We start from the raw sequence: 17,667 nt of genomic DNA, 5'->3' as shown, positions 1-17,667 counted from the left end.
ATGATCGCCGGCGCCGCGATCCAGCCGTCACGGCGACGCGCCGGCGAAGGTCCGGCTCTGCACCTCGGCCCAGCCGGGCGGGAATTTCGCGAACAGGATCGGCGGCGCGGCGACCCGGCCGCCGGGCACGGTCCGGTTCAGCGCCGCCGCACTGGTCTCCGGCAAGGCCGGCACCGCATCGTCGACACCGAGCAACCGCAGCACCCGGCCGGCGGCGTCGGGGATGAAGGGCCAGGCGACGGCCGCCGCGATCCGGACCAGGTTGACCCCGGCGCGCAGCACCGCGGCGGCGCGATCGGGATCGGTGCGGATGACAGTCCAGGGCGCCTCGGCCGCCAGATAGGTGTTGGCAAGGCGCCAGATCGCCCGCACCTCCTCCGCCGCGCGGCGCAGGGCGAGCGCCCGGTGATGGCCGCGCAGCGCCGCCAGGTGCCGGTCCAGCGCCAGAGCGAGCCGGTGTTCGGGTTCGGCCGGCTCTCCGGCCTCGGGGACCAGCCCGCCATGGCGGGCTGCGACGAAGCTCAGCACCCGGTGGACGAGATTGCCGAAGCTGTCGGCGAGGTCGTGGTTCACCTCCGCGGCGAAGCGCTGGAAGCTGAAATCCGTGTCGCCGCCCTCCGGCGCGTTGGCGGCCAGCCACCAGCGCCAGCTGTCCGCCGGCGCCAGCTCGAGCGCCCGGTCGAGGAACACGCCGCGCCCCTCGCTGGTGGAGAACTTGCCGCCCTCATAGGTCAGCCAGTTCACGCCCTTGATCACATCGACCGTCTTCCATGGCTCGCCGGAGCCCAGCAGGGTGCAGGGGAAGCTGACGGCGTGGAACGGCACGTTGTCCTTGCCCAGGAACTGGAGGTATTCGACATCCTCCGCCGCCCACCACCAGGCCCGCCAGTCGCGTCGCGCCGGGTCGGCGTCGGCCCAGCCCTGGGTCGCGGCGATATAGGCGATCGGCGCGTCGAACCAGACATAGAACACCTTGCCCTCATAGCCCGGCCGCGGCACCGGCACGCCCCAGGACAGGTCGCGGGTGATGCAGCGGTCCCGCAGGCCCTCGTCCAGCCATTTGCGCGCGATCGCGGTCACCAGCGGCGGCCAGCCGCTGCGGCTGCCGAGCCAGCGCTCCAGCACGTCGACCAGGGCCGATTGGCGCAGGAACAGGTGGCGGGTGGGCCGATGCTCCAGGTCGGCGGCGCCGGACAGGGCCGAGCGCGGCGCGATCAGGTCGGTGGGGTCGAGCGGCCGGGTGCAGGCCTCGCACTGGTCGCCGCGGGCGCCGCCATGGCCGCAATGCGGGCAGGTGCCGATGACGTAGCGGTCGGGCAGGAAGCGGCCGTCGGTCGGGGAATAGACTTGGCTCAGCACCCGCTCCTCGATCAGGCCGCGGGCATCGAGGCGCTCGAAGAAATGCCGGGTCAGGGCGTGGTTGCGCGGGCCGGAGGACCGGTCGAAATGGTCGAAGGACAGGGCGAAGCGACGATAGATCTCCGCCTGAACGTCATGCTGGCGGGCGCAGTAGGCGGCGACATCCAAGCCAGCCGCGGCGGCGGCGAGCTCCGCCGGGGTGCCGTGTTCGTCGGTGGCGCAGAGGAACAGCACCTCGTCGCCAATCTGGCGGCGGAAGCGGGCATGGATATCAGCGGGCAGCAACGATCCCGCGAGGTTGCCGAGATGCTTGACGCCGTTGATGTAGGGCAGCGCGCTGGTGATCAGGACCTTGGCCATGGGGATCTCCCGGGATCGCATGGGTGGGGCGCCGGACTCCGGACATGAAAAACCCTCCGCGGGGAACCGGGAGGGCGTGGGTCCGAGCGCTCGCACGCGCGTCATCCAGGCGCGCGTCACCCCCTCCGGCAGGTCTCCTGCGGGTCGGGCCGGCGCATTCGTGGGGCGCGGCGGAGGGGGGGCATGGACGGCATCCGATCAGGGAACGACGGAACCATAGTCCGCCGGCCGGCGGGCGGATGCAAGCGGATGGGCCGGGTCAGCCGGCGGTCTTGGGGTCCGATGCCCGGGTCGAGGCGAGTTCCATGTCTGGGGTGTAGACGCACCAGCGGTTGCGGCCGGCGGCCTTGGCCCGGTACAGCGCGGTGTCGGCCTGGACCATCAGCCGGTCCGGGTCGATGTGCCGGTCGCGGGCGACCGCGACGCCGATGCTGACCCCGATCGTCACCCGCGCCTCGTCCGCCTCGAAGGGCTGCGACAGCAGCGCCAGCAGCCGCGCCGCCGCGGTCTCCGGCGGCTCGGACTGCACGGTGAGGATGACGGCGAATTCGTCGCCGCCGAGCCGCGCCACCACATGATCCTCGCCCACCGCTTCGGTCAGACGGCGCGCCACCAGCTGCAGCACCATGTCGCCGACCGCGTGACCAAAGGCGTCGTTCACCGGCTTGAAGCCGTCGAGGTCGAGATACAGCAGCAGCACTGCCTCGCCCGCCGGCCGCGGCCGGCCCAGGATCTCCGCCAGCCGGCCGGAGAAGTGGAAGCGGTTGGCCAGGCCGGTCAGCGGATCGTGATGCGCCAGATGGGTGATGTGCGCCTCGGACCGCACCCGCTCCGTGACGTCGATCAGCGCCACCAGCAGGGCCTGGCGCCCGTCATGGGTCAGCGACCGGACGAAGGTCAGCACTTTGACCTCCTCTCCCGCCGCCGTCCGCTGCGCCCACACCCGCTCGTCGTCATGGCCGTCGCCGGGGGCGAGCAGCCGGGCGGAGGCGGTCTTGCGCTGCGCCGGCAGGTAGAGGTCCAGCAGCGTCAGCCCGATGAAACGGTCGAGGTCGTAGCCGTAGCGTTCGACCGCCGCCTCATTGGCCGAGAAGATGGCGAAACCGTCGGCATCCGCCAGCACCATCGGCACCGGATTGGCCTCGAACAGCAGCCGCAGCGAGGCTTCCCGGCGCTTCAGGTCGGTGATGTCGACGCGCACGCCGATGACGCCGCCATCGGCGGTGCGCCGCTCGTCGTGGCGGACCCAGCGGCCGTCGCGGAACTGCTGCTCGTCCTGGCTCTGCGGCTTGCCGTGCTGGGCCATCCGCCACGCCAGCCAGGCCTCGGGGTCGTCCGTCCGCTCCGGCATCTCGCCGGTGGCGATGCTGGCCCGCAGGATGTCGACGAATGGCACCCCGGCGCCCAGCAGCGGCGCGATCTCGGGGTACAGCTCGGCGTATTTCCGGTTCCACAGGACGTAGCGGTCCTCGGCATCGAACACGGCGATCGCCTCCGGCAGCATCTCGACCAGGTCTTGCAGGCGCCGGTCGCGCTGCTGCAGCTCGGCCTCGGCGCGGTCGGCCCGGTCGAGCGCCGCGGCCAGGGCATCGCCGGCGGCCGATACGGTGCGGATGACCGCCCCCAGGATCCGCCGCGCGCCCTTGTGCCAGGCGGCGAAGGCCAGTTCGACCGGAATCGGCGGGGCCCCGTGCGGCAGGATCGTCGCCCGGACCCGGGTGCCGTCCGGTCCGGCCGCCCAGGGGACGACCAGCGTATCCGCCCTGCGGCCGAGCAGGTCCGCCCGCCCGAACAGGACCACCGCGGCCGGGTTGGCAAACAGGATCCGGCCGCCATCATCGGTGGCGATCATGGCATCGGACGAAAGCTCTGCGAGGACCAGGGCGTCCGGCAGATCGTCGGCCGTCCCGGCAGGATCCCTGTTCTGTCTGGGCACCGCTTGGCCGGATGTCCCTCTTCTGTCTCGCGAGCATGACACAGGGACGCCAGAGTTGAAGCATTTCCCGACGCGACGCCGACGCGTCGCAGGGCCGCGCGGCTTGCGTCGGCGGCCGGAGTGCGGTTCAACACCGGGATGACCGGAGCCGAAGATCCCCTCGCCGCCGCCGACGACGCACCCCAGCCGGGCGCGACGGAGGCGGAATGCCCGCGCTGCGTGAAGCCGATGGCGCTGTGCGTCTGCGACGGCGTGGAGCCGATCGACAACCGCATCGCGCTCCTGATCCTGCAGCACCCGCAGGAGCAGGTGAAGGAGCTGGGCACCGCCCGGCTGACGGCGCTGCACTTCAAGGATGCGGTGTTCAAGATCGGCCTGTCCTGGCCCAGCCTGGCGGCCGCCCTGGGCCGGCCGGCCGACCCGAAGCGCTGGGCCGTGCTGTATCTCGGCTCGATGCGGCCGGAGGATTTCCCGCCGGGCCGCGAGCTGGTGGTGCTGGACAAGAAGGGCGAGGCCCTGCCCGAGCAGGATGAGGCGCTGGCCGAGATCGAGGGCGTGGTGGTGCTGGACGGCACCTGGAGCCAGGCCAAGACCCTGTGGTGGCGCAACGCCTGGATGCTGAAGGGCAAGCGCATCGCGCTGCGGCCGCAGCGCCCCTCGCTGTACGGCAAGCTGCGGCGCGAGCCCCGGCGCGAGGCGCTGTCGACGCTGGAATCCTCCGCCCTGCTGCTGAGCCGGCTGGAGGGGCGGCCGGAGATCGAGACCGCACTGCTGGCCAGCTTCGCCCGGATGCTCGACCGCTACCGCGCCACCCAGCCGGCGCGGCCACCCCGGGCAGACGGTCCGCGCCCCGATCGCCGCCGGCCGCAGCAGCGCCGCGGCCGGTCCCGCGCCTCCTAGGCCCTGGCACCGCGCTCCGCCCGCAGCAGCATGAGCGCCGGCAGCAGCGGCAGCGCCGCGACCAGTGCCAGGATGCCGTGCGTGGCGTCGAAGGCAATCAGCGCCCCCATCGGGTAGGCCGGCCCCGGCGGCAGGAACAGGCCGAACAGCGCCACCGCCAGCGCCGCCCCGATCGAGGCGCCGGTGCGGTCGAGGATGTTCAGCAGCGGCACCCCGTCCGGCACCCGCTCCTTCGGCAGCGAGGCCAGGGCCGCGGTCATCGCCGGCATGCCCGACAGCACCATGCCGAAGCCGCGCACCGCCAGCACGGCGGAGAGCCAGAGATAGCTGGTGTGGATCTCCAGCAGGGCCAGCGGCACGGTGCCGAGCACGGTCAGGATGACGCCGGCCACCACCAGCCGGCCGCCGCCGAAGCGGTCGGCCAGCCGCCCGGCCAGCGGCATGGCCAGGGCGATGCCGAGATCCTGCGGCAGGATCAAGAGGCCGGTCATGAACACCGTCTCGTGGCGCACCAGCAGGTAGTAGAGCGGCAGGGCGATCTGCGCCCCGTACACGGTGAAGCCGCCGCAGAGCAGGATCAGCCCGGCCGAACCGAAGACGCGCTCGCGCAGCAGGCGGATGCGGATCAGCGGCGCCTCCATCCGCCGCGCCCGCAGCGCGAAGCCGACGATAAGGGTCAGGCCCAGCAGCAGCGCGCCATCCGCCGCCGCGGCGCCGAAGCCGCCGGCCTGGGCGATGGCGACGACGCCCCAGGTCATCAGCGGCAGGCCGAGGGTCATCAGCACCAGGCCGGGGAGGTCGAGCCGGCCGGCGGGCCCCGCGGCGCCGGGCCCGACGCGCGGCAGCCAGAGCCAGCCGGCCAAAAGGGCGGCGAGGCCGACCGGCACGTTGATCCAGAACAGCCAGGGCCAGCCGTGCCACGCCAGGAGCGCGCTGCCGACGGTGGAGCCGATCGCCGGGGCCAGCACCACGACCAGGCCCATCGTGCCCATCATCCGGCCCATCCGCCGCGGCCCGGCCGCCATGCCCAGCAGCATCTGCCCGACCGGCACCAGGAGGCCGCCGCACAGGCCCAGCAGCACCCGCGCCGCGATCAGCTGCCCGGCCGTGGCCGACAGGGCGCAGGCGACCGAGGCCAGGGTGAACAGGGCCAGGCTGGCGAACCACAGCCGGGTCGGCCCGACCCGTCGCGCCGCCCAGCTGCAGATCGGGATCGAGGCGGCCAGGGCCAGCAGATAGCCGGTCGCAACCCATTGCATGGTGTCGAGCGACACGCCGAAGCCCTCGCCCATCGGCGCCAGACCGATGTTCACGATCGAGGTGGTGAGCCGTGACAGGAAGCCGCCACCGACCAGGATCGCGGCCTGGCGCCACAGCGCGGCCGGGATCCTGTCCAGCGTTGCGGCCGCCGCAGGGGCGATGGAGACCATGGCAAGGTTCCTTATCGATGATAAATTTATCATCGATAAGGAACTGAACGCGGCTAGGATGTCAAGCGCCTCGACCGCAGAGCCGACTGACCAGGACACACCCGATGCCCCGCCCCACACCGTCATTGCGAGCGCACCGAAGCAATCCATGGCGCCGCCTGGCATGGATGGATTCGTCGGCTGCGCCTCCTCGCAATGACGTCGGGAGAGTGGACGGCCCGGAGACCAGACGATGAAGCTGCAGCGGGACGTGGTGATCCGGACGGCGCTGGATCTGCTGGACGAGGTCGGCATCGACGGGTTGACCACCCGCCGCCTGGCCGAGCGGCTGGGCGTGCAGTCGCCGGCCCTGTACTGGCACTTCAAGAACAAGCGCGCGCTCTTGGACGCCATGGCCAAGGCGATGATGGAGGCGGCCGGGATGGACCGGCCGGTCGACCCCGGCGCCGACTGGCGGGATTGGATCGCCGAGGATGCGCGCCGGTTCCGCCGGGGGCTGCTGGCGCGGCGCGACGGCGCCCGGCTGCATGCCGGCACCCGGCCGGAGCCGGCGGAGTTCGCCGCGGTCGAATCCGAGACCGCCCTGTTGTGCGCGCACGGCCTCAGCCCGGCCGACGCGCTGCGCGCCGAGATCGCGATCGGCCGCTATGTCGTCGGCTGGGTGCTGGAGGAGCAGGCCGACGCCGCCGATGCCGGCGAGCGCGAGGGCGAGCGGATGTCCGCCGCGGAGCTGGCCGCCTATCCCCGGCTGGCCGAGGGCATGGCGGTGGTGCGCGACGCCGACCCGGATGCCGCGTTCGATTTCGGCCTCGGCCTGCTGCTCGACGGCATCGCGGCCAGGCTGGCGCGGTGAGCGGCCGGACCTCCCGGCCGGATCCAGGGCACCCCGGCTGCGACATCAGGGCGAATTCGGCTGGGCGCGGTATGCTTCGCTGTGCGCGCATGACGCGGCTGATCAGCCCACCGCCCAGGGGGAGCCAAGATGGACGTTGCCGACCTGGTCCTTCCCGTGTTTGCGATCATCGTCACCGGATGGCTGGCCGGCTGGTCCGGCTACCTCTCGCGGTCCCTGGCCGATGGCCTGGTGCATTTCGCCTACAACATCGCCATGCCGGCGCTGCTGATCGTCACCATCGCGCAGGAGCCGGCGCGCAATCTTCTGGAATGGCGGTTCCTGCTGGCCTTCGGCGGCGGGTCCATCCTGTGCTTCGCACTGGTGTTCCTGGCCGTCCGCATCGGGTGGGGACGTGATCTCGCCAGCAGCACCATCCACGGCATGGCGGCGGCGATGACCAACACCGGCTTCGTGGCGCTGCCGGTCCTGCACGCCATCTACGGCCAGCCCGCCGTCCTGCCCGCCGCCATCGCCACCGTGTTCGTGGCGGCGGTGATGTTCCCCGTGACCGTGGTCCTCCTGGAAAGCGGGGAACACGCCGCACGCGGGCGGTCGGCACGCCCGGTCGTCCTGGCGAAGCAGATTCTGCTCAATCCGATGGTGCTCTCGACCGTCATCGGCCTGGCCGGGGCGATCACGGGCCTGCCGATCCCGGCCCCGGTCGCGGCCTATCTGAACATCCTTGCCGCCGCGCTCACCCCGTGCGCGCTTTTCGCCATCGGGCTCGGCCTGTCGGTCGAGGGCATGCGCTCGAACCTCGCGGCGTCCTTCGGCCTGGCGGCTGTGAAGCTTCTGGTGATGCCGTTGATCGTCTACGGGCTGAGCGCGGCATCGGGCCTCAACCCGCTCTACACGATCGCCGCCGTGGTCTGTGCGGCCGTGCCGACCGCGAAGACGGTTTATATCCTGGCCGGCGAATACAAGGTGGAGCAGCCGCTGGTCGCGGCCACGGTCTCGATCACGACGCTGCTGTCGGTCGCGACGCTGCTGGGTTGGCTTTATGCACTTTCAGGATTTGCGGCACGAGCGGGCTGAGGGGTCGAGAGGCTGGCCGGCTATCCGCTGCCGGCCGAGGGGGTGGAGGAGCTGCGGCGTGGCCCTGCGGAGGGTGAAGCTTGCCTTCTTGTCACTTGCCGGCCCGGTCCGCGCTGCTCATGGTGGCCGGCCGAGCGCCTTCGGCAGGATGGACCAGATGGTAAAGATTATGGGTAGGCCCCCGGCGGTCCGGCGCTGGCTTCTGGCGTTGTCCTGCGTGGCCGGCGGCTTGCCGGCCATCCCGTCCGCTTTCGCGCAGACCGTTCCGGATGCGGGCTCCACACCCGCGGCCGATGACGGCCTGTGGGGCCGGGATACGCTGTTCGGGGATCTCGGCGGCATCCGCAGCCGGCTGGGCGATGCGGGAGTCCAGCTGAGCCTGCAGGAGACCAGCGAGGTGCTGGGCAACGTCACCGGCGGGGTCCATCGCGGTGCGATCTATGAAGGCGCCACGCTGGCCACCCTGTCGGTCGACACCGGCAAGCTGCTGGGGATCGATGGCGGCACCATCAATGCCAGCGCCTTCCAGATCCATGGCCGGGGGCTGAGCGCCACCAACCTGGACAATCTGAACACCGTCAGCGGCATCGAGGCACCGCCCTCCACCCGGCTGTTCGAGCTGTGGTACGAACAATCCCTGCTGGGCGGCAAGGCGGCGATCCGCATCGGCCAGCAGGCGGCGGACCAGGAATTCGCCGTCAGCCAGTACGGCGCCCTGTTCGTCAATTCCGGCTTCGGCTGGCCGACCCTGGCGGCAATCGACCTGCCTTCGGGCGGCCCCGCCTATCCCCTGGCGACGCCCGGCATCCGGGTGAAGGCCCAGCCGACGGATGCGCTGACGCTGCTGGTCGGCCTCTATAACGGCGATCCCGACGACAACGGCTCCGGCACGTCGTTCCGTGTCGACAAGGGCGCCTTCCTGATCGGCGAGGCCCAATACGCGGTCAATGGCGACGGGGACGGCCTGCCCGGCACCTACAAGCTCGGGGCCTGGTACAATTCGAACCGTTTTGCCGACCAGCGCTTCGACGACAACGGCCTGTCCCTGGCCGACCCGGCGAGCGACGGCGTCGCCCTGCTGCACCGCGACGACTGGGGCCTCTACGCCCTGGCGGACCAGATGATCTATCGGGTGCCGGGCACCAAGGACCAGGGCCTCGGCCTGTTCGCGCGTATCATGGCCGCGCCCGGCGACCGCAACGAGGTCGACCTCTTCGTCAATGCCGGCGCCAGCTACAAGGGCCTGCTTGCGGGGCGGCCGGACGACACCGCCGGCCTCGGCGTGGTCTATGCCCGGATCGGCGCCAGGGCCAGGGACCTGGACGCAGACGTCGCCGCGTTCTCCGGCAGCGGCCGCCCGATCCGCAGCGGCGAGACCGTGCTGGAGGCGACCTACCAGGCGCAGATCGCCCCCTGGTGGACGCTGCAGCCAGATTTTCAGTACGTCTTCAGCCCCGGCGGCCATATCCCCGACCCGGAGGATCCGTCGCGGCCGATCGGCGACGCCGCCGTCCTCGGCCTGCGCACGACGGTGACGTTCTAGGCCGCGGCCCGAGAAGGCCCCCCGCCGGAGCGGGGAGCCCTCCTGTCTTCATCCCTGCAGATCCTAGGCCGGCCCGCTCCGGCTGAGGGTGAAGGCCTCGAAGTCGCCGCTGTCGAGGTATTGCAGCCGGCCCCAGCCGTCGGTCGCCATCGCCGTGACGTATTCGAGGGAGGCGAAGGCAGCGACGTTGCAGCCGCCCGGCAGGCAGCCGACCGGCAGGTTCAGGTCCATCAGCCCCTGGGCACTCTGCACCGTGCTGTGGTTGCCGACCAGCCCGACCGGCCCGGATGTCGCGAACACCACCTGGTCGACCCGCTTGGTGGTGAAGCTGTAGCTGGCGAAGCCATTCTTGTGCTTTGCCCGCCACGGCAGCGTGACCATGTCGCCGGCCGAGAAGCCGAGCACGCCGCAGCACGGGTCGGCCGAGGCCATGCCGATGGTCGGCGCATCGATCTCGGCATAGGTCGGGTTGTTGTCGACATGGACGGTTACGACCATGGCGTTGCCGTCGACCAGGCCCAGCGGGGCCGCCTCCACCGTGGTGATCGCGCCGGCCAGGTTGTCGACATCCGGCACGAAGTAGCGGATGCCGAGCGCGCCGATGTTCACCGGGGCGCCGGCGGTGTCGAACAGCTCGAGCCGGATCTCGAACTTGCCGGAATGGTCGGTGCCGACCTCGGCGCCGTTGGCGTCGTAGCTGATGCCCGGCGCCGGCAGCGTCGTGTCGAAGACCCCGTTCTGGTAGTCGACCGGCGCGATCACCGGCCCCCAGACGCCCTGCGGCGGCAGCGACGGCGGGATCTCGAACAGGTTGGCGACCGGCGCCTCGGGCGGCGACAGCGGCCCCAGCTTGTACAGCGCGCTGACCGGCTGCCCGCCGCCGCCGTCGAAGGTGTAGTGCCGGCCGACATCGTCCAGCATCTGGAACCAGTCGACGGTGCCGGCGCGGCGCCAGAACAGGCGGTAGTACTTCACGCCCAGGGATTCGCGCAGGCTGTTGTCGAACAGCAGCTGCGGCCGCAGCGTGCCGCCGAAGGGCGCGCCGCCGTTGGTCAGGCCGCGGTTGGCCGCGGTCGTGGTGCCCTGCAGCGCAGCGGAATCACCGAAGATCGCGTTCATCGAGGTCTGGCCGATGGCGGTGAACAGCACCCAGTTGTCGCCGGCCACCACCGGGGCGCAGGGCGGGCAGGTCCGCGCCAGCGGATGGTGGGTGACCAGCGTGACCTCGGACCCGCACATGTAGTTCCACCACGTGTAGCAGGGCACCGGGGTCGGCGCGTAGATGGTGATGTCCCAGAACAGGAAGCGCTGCTTGACCTTGAAGTACAGGTCCGGCGTGTCGTGGTTGTTGCAGCCCTGGAAGAACAGCGTGTGGAAGTGGCCGCAATCGTCGGTGTGCGCGGTGGCCACCCGCTGCATGGTGAAGAAGCCGGGGAACAGAATGCAGAAGATCGGCCGCAGCAGCAGCTCGTGGTCCAGAAGGGCGCGCTGGAAGTCGAGGTCACTGGCGGTCCGTGCCGCGAAGCGCAGGGTGCTGGCCTGCTCCAGCCCGGCCAGGGCGGTCGCCGCCTCGGCATGGGTGTGGGCGAGCTGCGGCGCGGCCGCGGGGTCGAGGCGCCGCAGCCCCGCGCCGGCCTGGAACGGCGCCGGGTCCGGGCCGGGTCCCGGGGGGAACGGGCCGGGGAACGGGCCGGGCAGCGGGTCCGGGATCGGGTCGGGCAACGGCACCGGATGCAGGATGATGTCGCGCAGCCGGTCGATCACCCATTTCGGCAGCTTCGGCAGGATGATGATGAAGCGGTCGACCTCATAGACCTCGACGGTGGCGTCGCAGACCGGCAGGTCGATGCTCTGCCCGCCCAGCGTGGTGCGCTTCAGCACGGTGCCGTTGACGAAGCACAGGCCGCGCAGCCAGCACAGGATCTGGTCGATCCGCACCGGGATATCGATCGCCAGGCGCTCGGCGCCGAGATCGACGCGCAGATGACGCTCGACCGCGCCGCGGCGCACCAGCTCGGCCAGCGAGCGGTCGTCGCCCTCCAGCCGCGGACCGACCAGCAGCCGCAGATTGGTGCCCTCGGCACCGATGGGGACGCGGAGGGCGGCCTCGCCCTTCGCCTCCACCGGCTTCATGTCAAGCAGCCTGCCGCCTTGCGAGAACGCGTAGACGGCGAGCGACGCCTTGCGGGCGCGCTCATCCTCCGGCAGCGCCACGCGGACGGCGATGCCGTGATCCCTGGAAGTGTCGGGTCTCTTCGCCATGATAAGCCTCCTGGGCGCGGACCGGGGCGCCGGAAGGTTCCGGTCCCGCCGTCACGCGCGGATGGGGATGGGAGGCAGGTTGCGCGGACGTCCCTGGCTGCGCCGTCGGCCAGGCGCCGTCGTCATGCCGGAACCGGCACGGGCGCCACAGCCTGTCCTCGTCTCGCATTGCCCAGGAGACATCCGGGGCGGTCCTTCAGCGGCCGCCGGGATGATCATTTTCTTGATGAATATATTGATATTCGGCGTATCAGGGAGCGTACACGCTCCTACCGATTCTTCAGGTTTCCTTGGAATTTGGTACCGTCATGGGTCAATGATTCCCTCCATTCAATAATATAATATGTAATCCTACGACTCGATTGTGGTTTTGTTATGCCGCGACTGCCGGAGACTCGTCTCCGACAGCCCTCGCCTTGGTCGCCGCCCGCGCCTCAGGGGATGATCCGGCGCCGGCGCAGGTCCTGGAACAGGCCCAGGAACATGGCCTCGGTGTCGACGAAATCGTGGAAGCCGAAGCGCCGCGCCTTGGAGCTGTCGGCGAACATGTCGTAATCGAAGCCGAACACGAAATCGGCGAAGCGCCAGGACGACACGTCCTGGTAAGGCACCGGCGCCAGGCCGTGCTTCGCCGCCATCGCCGCCCAGAGCGGTTCCTTGTCCGCCATCATGGTGGCGAGCGGCATCGGCAGCGGCGGCGCCACATCGAGGTCGAAGAAGCGGGCCAGCCGCGGCCACAGGTCGTTCCAGCGGAACAGGTCGCCATTGGCGATGTTGAAGGCCTGGCCGGCGGCGCGCGGGTCGGTCGCCGCCCACAGCGTGGCCCGGGCCAAGAGGCCGGCATCGGTCATTTCCAGCAGCTTGTCGTGGGCGCCCGGCTTGCCCGGGAAGCGCAGCGGCAGGCCCAGCTCCTTCGACATCGACGCGTAGACGGCGATGGCGACGGCCAGGTTCATCGGGTTGCCCAGCGCCGTGCCGCCGACCACCGAGGGGCGGATCGCCGACCAGCTCCAGCCCCCGGCCCGCGCCTGCAGCCAGGCCAGCTGGTCGATCATGAATTCCGGCGGCATCGGCCCGGGGTCGTCCTCCCGCGCCGGCGTCTTGAACGGGCCGAGATGGCCGCCATAGACCTTGTAGCCCTGCATCAGGCTGATATGGCGCAGGCCCGGCGCCGCGGCTTCGACCGCCTCGACCGCGTTGACCAGCATGGCGAGGTTGGGCGGCACCAGCTCGGCCCAGCTCGGCCGGTCCTGGAAGGCGGCGTAGAAGATGTGGGTGACCTCGCGCAGGCCACCCAGCCTGGCCCTGGCGTCGTCACGGTCCAGCAGATCCACCGCGACATGCCGGACCCGGCCAGCATCCTCGCCGCCGCGGCGCGACAGGCCGATGACCTCCCAATCCTCCAGCGTCGCCAGATGCCCGACCAGGTTGCGGCCGATCACCCCCCGCGCGCCGACCACCAGCGCCACCTTGCGATCCATCTTCGGTCTCCGTTGCCGATCGCCGCCGGTGGCGGCTCCTGGCACCAGAGATGATCCATTCAGCCTAGCGCGAGTAGACGCGGGAAAATGCTATCATCCATAAGAACTGCTTTGAGATGATTGGATCGTGGACCGCTTCACCGCCATGGTGACCTTCGTCCGGGTCGCGGAGCTGGGCAGCCTGTCGGCGGCGGCGCGGGCGCTGGGCCTGACCCAGCCGGCGGTGAGCCAGCAGGTCGCGGCGCTGGAGCGGCGGCTGGCCGTCCGGCTGATCAACCGCACCACCCGCCGCCTGGCCCTGACCGAGGCCGGCGAGCGCTATTATGCCCAGGCCACTCGCATCCTGGAGGCGCTGGCCGAGGCCGAGGACGGGCTGGCCGGGCCGGCCGACGCGCTGCAGGGGGCCTTGCGCGTGCATGCGCCGGTGGGTTTCGGCCAGGCGCATCTGGCGTCGATCCTGATCGGCTTCCACCGCCGCCACCCCGGCCTGACGGTCGAGCTGATCCTGGACGACCGCTATGCCGACCTGATCGGCGAGGGCGTCGATGTCGCCATCCGCCTGGGCGCGCTGAAGCCGTCGGGGCTGGTGGCGCGCCGGCTGGCGACGCTGCGCCGGATCCTGGTCGCGTCCCCGGACTATATCGCCGCCCATGGCAGCCCGGAGACGCCGGAGGAGTTGGCGCAGCACCCCCATATCCGCTTCAGCTGGACCCCAGGCGGCGAGGCGGTGCCGCTGATCGGCCCAGACGGCCCGCTGGAGGTGCGGGTGCGGTCGCATTTCCTGGCCAACAACGCCTTCGTGCTGGTCGAGGCGATCCGCGAGGGCCTGGGCGTCGGCGGCGCCCAACTGCCGCTGGTGCAGACGCTGCTGGAGAGCGGCGCGCTGGTGCGCGTGATGCGGGGCTACGCCTATGCGCCGCTGGAGGTGCAGGCGGTGACCCCGCCCGGCCGCTTCCAGCCGCGCAAGGTCCGCGCCTTCGTCGACCACCTCGCCGCCGCCCTGCCGGCCATTCCGGGGCTGGACCGGGACTAAGGCTTAGGAGGTAGTGGGTTGATCGGGCTTGCCGGCCTAGCCTCGGCTTTGAAATGATCCCGAAAACTGCGGCGCGAAGTCATGGACGTCTCCGACAAATCGGCAGCCGATGCAACCGGAGAACACGCTTCACCGGCACGACCCGCTTCGCTGCCGCGCCGGGCCCTGGTGCTGGCCGCGCTGCTGGCCGGGTGTGTGATCGCCTACGCTCTCACGCTTGCCTGGATCGATGTGTCGACCGCACCGGTTGAAACCGAATTCGGCACCTCGGCCGGCGACGCCAGGGTCAGGCTCTACCTGCAGCCGATTCAGGTCGATCCGGTCAATGATTCTCTCCAGATGCGGATCAGCATGACGCCTAATCCGTCCCTGGTGGATGCAGCGTCGACGGCCGCTGATCGCGATTTCCTGATCCGGATCACGCGTGGCAAGCAGATCGAGCATGTGCATATCGGGGCTGGCCAGCCTCTCCCCGAGGTCACCTTCGAATTCGATCTCGATGACGGAACCGTGCGCGACTATCCCCTCGACCGGTATGTATCGGCCATGACGCTGGCGGCGAGTGAACGAAGCCAGGACGGCACTGAGGTGCCGCTGCCGATCCGTGTCACGGTCTGGGAAGGTCTCCTCGGCTACACCGTGAAGGCGCAGCAGGCGACGGCACAGACCGCCGATGAACTGCAGCTCCAATTCGCGGTCCGTCGCACGGGGGCCGTCGCGTTCTTCGGCATCGCGATCTATGGCGCCATCATCGTCATGGTGCTCTGCGCCCTGGTCATCGGCAGCCTGGTGTTCATCGGCGTCCGGCGGATCGAGGTCACGCTCGTCGGCGCGCTCGGCGCCGTGATCTTTGCTCTGCCCGCGCTGCGCATGGCGTTGCCGGGCGCGCCGCCGCTGGGTGTCCGGCTCGATGTCCTCGTCTTCTTCTGGGCCGAGCTCGGGGCGGTCATCGCGCTTTGCCTGTTCGTCGCGGCCTGGGCGCGCCGGGGCGCGAAGCCATGAAGGGGCGGGATTCTCATGTGGCCGCTCGGATGACAGCGGACATGCCTGCCGTCTCGACGGGAGCCTCTGCCCGACCGGTTCCACCGCAAGAATCGGGCGGCCGGCCCCGCGCCGCTGCGGTAAGATGCGGCCCATGAGCGAGCATCACTTCACCCTGTTCGAGACCGCGATCGGGCCCTGCGGCATCGCCTGGGGCCCGCGCGGCGTCACCGGCGTGCAGCTGCCGGGGTCCAGCGCGGAGACGACGCGGATGCGGCTGCTGCGGCGCTGCCCCGGCGCCGAGGAGGCCGCGGCCCCACCCGAGATCCAGCAGGTGATCGGCCGCATCACCGCCCTGCTGCGGGGCGAGCCGATCGACCTGACCGCGGTGCCGCTGGACCTCGACCGGGTTTCGCCCTTCGAGCGCCAGGTCTACGAGATCGCCCGCGAGATCCAGCCGGGGTCGACCATGACCTATGGCGAGATCGCCAGGCGGCTGGGCGACCCGCTGCTGGCCCGCGACGTCGGCCAGGCCATGGGCCACAACCCGTTCCCGATCATCGTGCCCTGCCACCGCGTGCTGGCAGCCGGCGGCAAGCCCGGCGGCTTCTCCGCCCCCGGCGGGGTCGACACCAAGCTGCGCATGCTGCAGATCGAGGGCGCCGCCCCCGGCGGCCAGCCGTCGCTGTTCTGACCTCCGACGAAACCGTTGCCCGGCCGGGCCGCCGGGGGCAGACTCGGCCGCATGCCCGCCGAGACGATCCTGCAGCGCCCGTCGATCACGGTGTTCGACTACATCTGCACCGCGCGGCCGGGCGACGCGCCCTTCGCCGAGCGGCATGACGGCTTCTCGGTCTCCTATGTCCGCCGCGGCAGCTTCGGCTGCCGCCAGCGCGGCGAGGCCTTCGAGCTGGTGGCCGGGTCGGTGCTGGTCGGCCATCCCGGCGACGAGTTCACCTGCACCCACGACCATCACGCCGGCGGCGACGAGTGCCTGTCCTTCGAGCTGGACCCGGCGCTGGTCCACGCCATCGGCGACGATAGCGAGACCTGGCGCGCCGGTGCCCTGCCGCCGCTGCCCGGGCTGGTGGTGCTGGGCGAGCTGGCCCAGGCCGCGGCCGAGGGGCGCAGCGACCTCGGCCTCGATGAGATCGGCATGGCCTTCGCCGCCCGCTTCACCGCCCTGGTTGCCGGACGGCCGCGGACCACGGCGGAGGCCCCGCCGCGCGACCGCCGCCGCGCGGTCGAGGCGGCGCTGTGGATCGAGGCCCATGCCGCCGAACCGATCGATCTGGACGGCGCCGCCCGGGCGGCCGGGCTGAGCCCGTTCCACTTCCTGCGCCTCTTCGCCCGGTCGCTCGGCGTCACCCCGCACCAGCATCTCGTCCGCGCCCGGCTGCGCCACGCCGCCCGGCTGCTGGCCGAGGACGGGCGGTCGGTCACCGACATCGCCTACGACGTCGGCTTCGGCGACCTCTCGAACTTCGTGCGCAGCTTCCACCGCGCCGCCGGGGTGTCGCCCCGCCGCTTCCGCCAGGCGGCGAAGGGCGACCGCAAGATCCTCCAAGAACGGCTGGCCGCGCCCGCCGCAGGATGACCGCCCGATCAACGGAGGTCATCCATGTACGATCACATCGGCCTGAAGGTCCGCGATCTCGACGCCAGCCTGCGCTTCTACGAGGCGGTGCTGGCACCCCTCGGCCACGGGCTGGTCAGCCGCGACGAGTCCGGCGCCGGCTTCGGCCCGCCGGCTGCGGCGGCGCTGTGGCTGTACCCGTCCGACGCGTCGGGCCCCGGCGCCCATGTCGCCTTCCGCGCCCCGGACCGGGCGGCGGTCGACCGCTTCCATGCCCGCGGGCTTGCGGCCGGCGGCCGCGACCATGGCGCCCCGGGCCTGCGCGCAGACTATAGCCCGACCTACTATGCCGCCTTCCTGACCGACCCCGATGGCAACAATGTCGAGGCGGTGTGGATGGGGTGAGGCCCGCACCCCGCCCCGTCATCGCGAGCGCCACGCCTCTGCCGGGCTCGCGATGACGGACCCATGGGGCCTGCGGCCGACTACGGTGTCGTCAGCGTCTTGAGATAGGCGATGATGTCGGCGCGGTCCTGCGGGTTGGCGATCGCGCCGGCCGCCATCTTGGTGCCGGGCACGAGCTTGTTCGGCCCGGACAGGAAGGTGTCCAGCGTGGTGTCGTCCCAGACCTGGGCGTAGGCCACCATGCCCTTGGAGTAGTTGAAGCCGGCCACGGTGCCGGCGGTGCGGCCGACCACGCCGGACAAATGCGGGCCGATCTTGTTCTGGTCGGTCACCGTGTGGCAGGCGCTGCAGCGCGAGAACAGGGTCTTGCCCCGTGCCGCGTCGCCATCGGCCAGGGCCGGCGTCATGCCGCCGACGGTCAGAAGGGCCGCCAGGACCCAGTGCGTCAATCTCATGATGGTTTCTTCTCCG

15 protein-coding genes are annotated in these 17,667 nt (G+C 71.0%); 9 read left to right on the top strand and 6 right to left on the bottom strand.

The window, feature by feature from the left end:
- Nucleotides 1-27 precede the first annotated feature (27 nt).
- Both metG and E9232_RS15355 read right to left on the bottom strand, forming a co-directional pair.
- Complete coding sequence (gene metG / locus E9232_RS15360) at nucleotides 28-1,719, bottom strand: methionine--tRNA ligase (protein WP_309795081.1); 1,692 nt, start codon at nucleotides 1,717-1,719, stop codon at nucleotides 28-30.
- Nucleotides 1,720-1,978: 259 nt separating this feature from the next.
- Complete coding sequence (locus E9232_RS15355; protein ID WP_309795079.1) at nucleotides 1,979-3,655, bottom strand: diguanylate cyclase domain-containing protein; 1,677 nt, start codon at nucleotides 3,653-3,655, stop codon at nucleotides 1,979-1,981.
- 138 nt (nucleotides 3,656-3,793) lie between these two features.
- Here E9232_RS15355 and E9232_RS15350 point away from each other — a divergent pair, with 138 nt between their 5' ends.
- Nucleotides 3,794-4,555 (top strand): tRNA-uridine aminocarboxypropyltransferase, encoded by a 762-nt coding sequence (locus E9232_RS15350; protein WP_309795077.1) that lies wholly within the window; start codon nucleotides 3,794-3,796, stop codon nucleotides 4,553-4,555.
- On the opposite strand, the gene E9232_RS15345 is transcribed toward E9232_RS15350, so the two are convergent.
- Nucleotides 4,552-5,985 carry a DHA2 family efflux MFS transporter permease subunit gene (locus E9232_RS15345; protein WP_309795075.1) on the bottom strand — a complete coding sequence of 478 codons (1,434 nt, stop codon included), beginning with the start codon at nucleotides 5,983-5,985 and terminating at the stop codon, nucleotides 4,552-4,554. The two genes, E9232_RS15350 and E9232_RS15345, sit on opposite strands and share 4 nt — an antisense overlap.
- A 232-nt stretch (nucleotides 5,986-6,217) precedes the next feature.
- On the opposite strand from E9232_RS15345, the gene E9232_RS15340 reads away from it, so the two are divergent.
- From E9232_RS15340 to E9232_RS15330, 3 genes are all read left to right on the top strand, one after another.
- Nucleotides 6,218-6,838: a TetR/AcrR family transcriptional regulator C-terminal domain-containing protein gene (locus E9232_RS15340; RefSeq protein ID WP_309795073.1), complete on the top strand. Its 621-nt coding sequence runs from the start codon at nucleotides 6,218-6,220 to the stop codon at nucleotides 6,836-6,838.
- A gap of 129 nt (nucleotides 6,839-6,967) precedes the next feature.
- Nucleotides 6,968-7,915 carry an AEC family transporter gene (locus E9232_RS15335; protein ID WP_309795072.1) on the top strand — a complete coding sequence of 316 codons (948 nt, stop codon included), beginning with the start codon at nucleotides 6,968-6,970 and terminating at the stop codon, nucleotides 7,913-7,915.
- Between the two features lie 169 nt (nucleotides 7,916-8,084).
- Nucleotides 8,085-9,458 carry a carbohydrate porin gene (locus tag E9232_RS15330; protein WP_309795070.1) on the top strand — a complete coding sequence of 458 codons (1,374 nt, stop codon included), beginning with the start codon at nucleotides 8,085-8,087 and terminating at the stop codon, nucleotides 9,456-9,458.
- 63 nt (nucleotides 9,459-9,521) lie between these two features.
- Here the strand turns inward: E9232_RS15330 and E9232_RS15325 are convergent, their stop codons facing one another.
- Together E9232_RS15325 and E9232_RS15320 are read right to left on the bottom strand one after the other, a co-directional pair.
- Nucleotides 9,522-11,720, bottom strand: a complete 2,199-nt coding sequence (locus E9232_RS15325) for a hypothetical protein (RefSeq protein WP_309795068.1) — start codon at nucleotides 11,718-11,720, stop codon at nucleotides 9,522-9,524.
- Nucleotides 11,721-12,154: 434 nt separating this feature from the next.
- Nucleotides 12,155-13,201: an SDR family oxidoreductase gene (locus tag E9232_RS15320; RefSeq protein ID WP_309795066.1), complete on the bottom strand. Its 1,047-nt coding sequence runs from the start codon at nucleotides 13,199-13,201 to the stop codon at nucleotides 12,155-12,157.
- Nucleotides 13,202-13,328: 127 nt separating this feature from the next.
- On the opposite strand from E9232_RS15320, the gene E9232_RS15315 reads away from it, so the two are divergent.
- From E9232_RS15315 to E9232_RS15295, 5 genes are all read left to right on the top strand, one after another.
- Nucleotides 13,329-14,234, top strand: coding sequence for a LysR family transcriptional regulator (locus E9232_RS15315; protein WP_309795064.1), 906 nt, complete (start codon nucleotides 13,329-13,331; stop codon nucleotides 14,232-14,234).
- A gap of 81 nt (nucleotides 14,235-14,315) precedes the next feature.
- A complete protein-coding gene (locus E9232_RS15310; protein ID WP_309795062.1) occupies nucleotides 14,316-15,236 on the top strand; it encodes a DUF4436 family protein in 921 nt (306 codons plus the stop codon).
- A 133-nt stretch (nucleotides 15,237-15,369) separates the two neighbouring features.
- Complete coding sequence (locus tag E9232_RS15305; protein ID WP_309795060.1) at nucleotides 15,370-15,909, top strand: methylated-DNA--[protein]-cysteine S-methyltransferase; 540 nt, start codon at nucleotides 15,370-15,372, stop codon at nucleotides 15,907-15,909.
- Between the two features lie 51 nt (nucleotides 15,910-15,960).
- Nucleotides 15,961-16,812: an AraC family transcriptional regulator gene (locus E9232_RS15300; RefSeq protein WP_309795058.1), complete on the top strand. Its 852-nt coding sequence runs from the start codon at nucleotides 15,961-15,963 to the stop codon at nucleotides 16,810-16,812.
- 24 nt (nucleotides 16,813-16,836) lie between these two features.
- A complete protein-coding gene (locus E9232_RS15295) occupies nucleotides 16,837-17,196 on the top strand; it encodes a VOC family protein (protein WP_309795056.1) in 360 nt (119 codons plus the stop codon).
- An 80-nt stretch (nucleotides 17,197-17,276) separates the two neighbouring features.
- Here E9232_RS15295 and E9232_RS15290 read toward each other — a convergent pair whose 3' ends face one another.
- Nucleotides 17,277-17,651, bottom strand: a complete 375-nt coding sequence (locus E9232_RS15290; RefSeq protein WP_309795054.1) for a c-type cytochrome — start codon at nucleotides 17,649-17,651, stop codon at nucleotides 17,277-17,279.
- Between the last annotated feature and the right edge of the window lie 16 nt (nucleotides 17,652-17,667).

Source organism: Inquilinus ginsengisoli (genome assembly GCF_031453975.1).
In the GTDB taxonomy this organism is placed as follows: domain Bacteria; phylum Pseudomonadota; class Alphaproteobacteria; order DSM-16000; family Inquilinaceae; genus Inquilinus; species Inquilinus ginsengisoli_A.
Note: the sequence above shows the minus strand (reverse complement) of the source record. Positions and strands in the feature narration are given on the sequence as shown.

Bases quoted from the DNA above. Each gene is read 5' to 3' on its own strand.
- E9232_RS15300 (WP_309795058.1), top strand. From the start codon at position 15,961: ATGCCCGCCGAGACGATCCTGCAGCGCCCGTCGATCACGGTGTTCGAC.
- E9232_RS15345 (WP_309795075.1), bottom strand. From the start codon at position 5,985: ATGGTCTCCATCGCCCCTGCGGCGGCCGCAACGCTGGACAGGATCCCG.
- metG (WP_309795081.1), bottom strand. From the start codon at position 1,719: ATGGCCAAGGTCCTGATCACCAGCGCGCTGCCCTACATCAACGGCGTC.
- E9232_RS15290 (WP_309795054.1), bottom strand. From the start codon at position 17,651: ATGAGATTGACGCACTGGGTCCTGGCGGCCCTTCTGACCGTCGGCGGC.
- E9232_RS15320 (WP_309795066.1), bottom strand. From the start codon at position 13,201: ATGGATCGCAAGGTGGCGCTGGTGGTCGGCGCGCGGGGGGTGATCGGC.
- E9232_RS15335 (WP_309795072.1), top strand. From the start codon at position 6,968: ATGGACGTTGCCGACCTGGTCCTTCCCGTGTTTGCGATCATCGTCACC.
- E9232_RS15350 (WP_309795077.1), top strand. From the start codon at position 3,794: ATGACCGGAGCCGAAGATCCCCTCGCCGCCGCCGACGACGCACCCCAG.
- E9232_RS15295 (WP_309795056.1), top strand. From the start codon at position 16,837: ATGTACGATCACATCGGCCTGAAGGTCCGCGATCTCGACGCCAGCCTG.
- E9232_RS15325 (WP_309795068.1), bottom strand. From the start codon at position 11,720: ATGGCGAAGAGACCCGACACTTCCAGGGATCACGGCATCGCCGTCCGC.
- E9232_RS15330 (WP_309795070.1), top strand. From the start codon at position 8,085: ATGGGTAGGCCCCCGGCGGTCCGGCGCTGGCTTCTGGCGTTGTCCTGC.
- E9232_RS15305 (WP_309795060.1), top strand. From the start codon at position 15,370: ATGAGCGAGCATCACTTCACCCTGTTCGAGACCGCGATCGGGCCCTGC.
- E9232_RS15310 (WP_309795062.1), top strand. From the start codon at position 14,316: ATGGACGTCTCCGACAAATCGGCAGCCGATGCAACCGGAGAACACGCT.
- E9232_RS15340 (WP_309795073.1), top strand. From the start codon at position 6,218: ATGAAGCTGCAGCGGGACGTGGTGATCCGGACGGCGCTGGATCTGCTG.